The following is a 3,248-nucleotide window of genomic DNA, read 5'->3' as shown; positions in this document are numbered from 1 at the left end:
TCGGCGCACTGCAGGTGGTGCTGGACAAGGGCAACGACGAGGACTGGTTCAACTCACCCTTCATCGTGGTCACCGCCATCGTCGCGGCCATCGGCATCGCGGTATTCCTGATCTGGGAACTCACCGACAAGGACCCGATCGTCAACCTGAAGCTGTTCCGCCATCGGAACTTCGCCGCCGGCACGCTGGCACTGGTGCTGGCCTATGCGGCGTTCTTCGCCATCGGCCTGCTGGTGCCGCAGTGGCTGCAGCGTAATCTGGGCTACACATCGACGTGGGCGGGGTTCGCCAGTGCGCCGCTGGGCATACTGCCGGTGCTACTGACGGTGTTCGTGGGACGCTATGCGCACAAGGTGGACTTGCGCATCCTGGCCGCGATCGCCTTCATCATCATGGGCAGCACGTGTTTCCTGCGCTCGGAGTTCTACCTCGATATCGACTTCTACCACGTAGCCCTGGTGCAGCTTATCCAGGGCCTGGGCGTTGCGTTGTTCTTCATGCCGGTGCTGAGCATCCTGCTGTCGGACCTTCAACCCAACGAGATTGCCGCAGGCTCCGGCCTTGCCACCTTCCTGCGTACGCTCGGTGGCAGCTTCGCCGCTTCCATCACCACCTTCATGTGGGAGCACCGGGCGATCGTGCACCACGAGCAGCTGGCCGAGAACATCACCCCGTTCAGCCAGGTCTCCCAGCAGGCCCTGGCGCAGTACGGTGGCGGCGACCCGCAGACGGCGGCGGCAGTGGTCAACGGCATCATCACCCAGCAGAGTTTCCAGATCTCGTTCAACGAGGTCTTCCATGCCTTGGGCTGGGTGTTCGCGATCCTGGTGTTCGTGGTGTTCCTGGCCAAGCCACCCTTCACTGCAAAGGCCGGGGCCGCCGCGTCCGGGCACTAAGCGAAGTTTGGGGGTGAACCGTTGGGGGTCAGAGTAATAACTCTGACCCCGGACCCCGGACCAGGCGAGCTACTAGAAGTCGAAGCCCAGGCCCACCAGCGCCATCGTCTCGCCGCGGTTGGGTTCCTTGAAGCCGCCATTGGAAATATGGCGGATCTGCAGGCTCAGGAATTTCCACTGCCAGCCCAGCGTGCTGATGAATTCATAGCCGCTGGACAACGCCTGCGTGCGTCCGGTCTGGCCGGCCACCTGGAAGCTGAAGAAGAACGGGTGGTACCAGTCGCCCATCTGGCCGTAATGCAGCCGGGCACCTGCACCGAGCAGCGATACGTTGTCGTTGGTGCCGGGACGGGAGTCCTGGTAACGGCGGACACCCTGGCCTTTGCGGCCTTCGATATAACCGAGCGAAACATCCGGTGCCCACGTCCAACGGCTCTGGCCGATGGGGGCCTCGGAGAAAATCGATTCGATGAAATACGCACTGGTGGGATGGGAGTCCATGTAGCTGCGACCACCCTGAACCTCAATGCGTTGCGCGCTGGCGGAATTACTTGCGAAACACAACACGGCGGCGGCCACCACGCCCCGCGTCGCGCGCTTCAAATGCATGGTTGTCTGCTCTTTCCTGGTTAAGTGAACTGCATAGTTCTGCAATTACTGTCGATGCGCCGTGAACCTGAACGTACGAAAACGCGTAGTGCGCGTTAACGGCAATTCACCCGGAATTTATTGAATTTTGATTTTACCCGGTGGAAAATTACCCGTACAAAAGCCATGCGAGGGTAAGCCACCATGATTGCCAGCCTCACAGCATTCCAGGACTCCCGCCGCATTGCCCATGGCAGTGCTACCGAAGTGATTTCCGCCTGCAAGGCCGTGCTGTCGAAGGAACCGCAGGCCTCGATCGTGTTGTTCGACGACGCCACCGGCCGCCAGGTGGATCCGGACTGGCGCGGCAGCGTCGCGCAGACGGTTTCCAGCGTGATGCCGCAGGCAGCCTCCAACGATGGGCCCGCCGACGCCCCGCCCCTTCGCCGAGGACCAGGCCGTCCCCGCCTGGGCGTGGTGGCTCGCGAAGTCACACTGTTACCGCGGCACTGGGAATGGCTCGCCGGACAATCCGGGGGTGCCTCGGTGACGCTGCGCAAATTGGTGGAAAATGCCATGCGCGCGCTCCCGGGCGAAAGCGACGCACGCCAGGCCGAGGAAGCGGCTTATCGTTTCATGCAGGCGATGGCCGGCGACCTTCCCAATTACGAGGAGGCGCTGCGTGCGTTCTATCGCAAGGACGACACCGGTTTTGCCAGGAATACCCTGGGTTGGCCGCGCGATATCCGTGAGCACGCGCAAACACTGGTGGAACGTGCCCGCCAGGCCAAGACCAACTAACACAAAAAAAAACAAGGTACCGATGCCGCCCTCGTCCCGTTCCCACCTCCTAACCGAGGGCCCCATCGGCCGCACCCTGCTCGCTTTCGCCTTGCCCACGCTGGGCGTGAACGTGCTGCAGTCCCTCAACGGTTCGATCAACTCCGTCTGGGTGGGCAGGTACCTGGGCGAGGCGGCGCTCACCGCCACCACCAACGCCAACCTGATCATGTTCTTCCTGCTGGGCGTGGTGTTCGGCATCGGCATGGCCACCACCATCCTGGTCGGACAAAGCGTCGGGGCACGCGACATCGAGCAGGCCCGCCGCGTGGTGGGCACGGGGGCGGCCTTCTTCGTCGGCATCTCGGTGCTGGCCTCGGTGCTGGGCTATGTCGCAACCCCGCTTCTGCTTCGCGTCATGGGTACCCCGGCCGACGCGCAGCCCTTTGCCATTGCATACCTGCGCATCATCTTCGTCGCCCTGCCGGCGATGTATTTCTACACCTTCCTGATGATGACCCTGCGCGGTGCCGGGGATTCGAAAACGCCTTTCTATTTCATGCTGGTATCGGTAGGGCTGGACATCGCCCTGAACCCGCTCTTGATCTTCGGCCTGGGGCCGGTGCCGGCCATGGGCATTGCAGGTTCGGCGATGGCAACGCTCATCGCACAGACCGTCGCCCTGGCGGGCCTCCTCGGGTGGCTCTACCGCAGCAAGCACTTCCTCGCCTTCGGGCGCCACGAGCTGCATTACCTGCGGCCGGATATCACCATCCTGCGTGCGCTGGTGGCCAAGGGCTTGCCGATGGGCCTGCAGATGGTGGTGATCACATCCTCGGCCCTGGTGATGATTGCGCTGGTGAACGCTCACGGATCGCAGACCGCCGCCGCCTACGGCGCAGGCGCACAGCTTTGGACCTACATCCAGATGCCGGCACTGGCCATTGGCGCTGCGGTTTCATCGATGGTCGCGCAGAATGTCGG

At 62.8% G+C, this 3,248-nt stretch carries 4 protein-coding genes; 3 read left to right on the top strand and 1 reads right to left on the bottom strand.

Annotated elements, in window-relative coordinates; translation table 11 throughout:
• Positions 1–896, top strand: an 896-nt coding sequence (locus VK519_RS13150) for an MFS transporter (RefSeq protein WP_324350442.1), incomplete at its 5' end; no start/stop codon positions are given.
• Positions 897–968: 72 nt separating this feature from the next.
• On the opposite strand, the gene VK519_RS13145 is transcribed toward VK519_RS13150, so the two are convergent.
• The gene (locus VK519_RS13145; protein WP_324350440.1) at positions 969–1,505 is read right to left on the bottom strand and encodes an acyloxyacyl hydrolase; all 537 of its coding nucleotides are present in this window, start codon (positions 1,503–1,505) and stop codon (positions 969–971) included.
• A 183-nt stretch (positions 1,506–1,688) separates the two neighbouring features.
• Here VK519_RS13145 and VK519_RS13140 point away from each other — a divergent pair, with 183 nt between their 5' ends.
• Positions 1,689–2,285 (top strand): DUF2239 family protein, encoded by a 597-nt coding sequence (locus VK519_RS13140; protein ID WP_324350438.1) that lies wholly within the window; start codon positions 1,689–1,691, stop codon positions 2,283–2,285.
• 22 nt (positions 2,286–2,307) lie between these two features.
• A partial coding sequence (locus VK519_RS13135) for an MATE family efflux transporter (RefSeq protein ID WP_324350437.1) occupies positions 2,308–3,248 on the top strand: 941 nt, incomplete at its 3' end.

Source organism: Pinirhizobacter sp. (assembly GCF_035317885.1).
In the GTDB taxonomy this organism is placed as follows: Bacteria; Pseudomonadota; Gammaproteobacteria; order Xanthomonadales; family Rhodanobacteraceae; genus Pinirhizobacter.
The sequence above is the reverse complement of the archived record's forward strand: the minus strand, read 5'-3'. Positions and strand labels throughout refer to the sequence as shown.

Excerpts from the sequence above, each read along its gene's own strand:
- VK519_RS13145 (WP_324350440.1), bottom strand. The coding sequence starts at position 1,505 with ATGCATTTGAAGCGCGCGACGCGGGGCGTGGTGGCCGCCGCCGTGTTG.
- VK519_RS13140 (WP_324350438.1), top strand. The coding sequence starts at position 1,689 with ATGATTGCCAGCCTCACAGCATTCCAGGACTCCCGCCGCATTGCCCAT.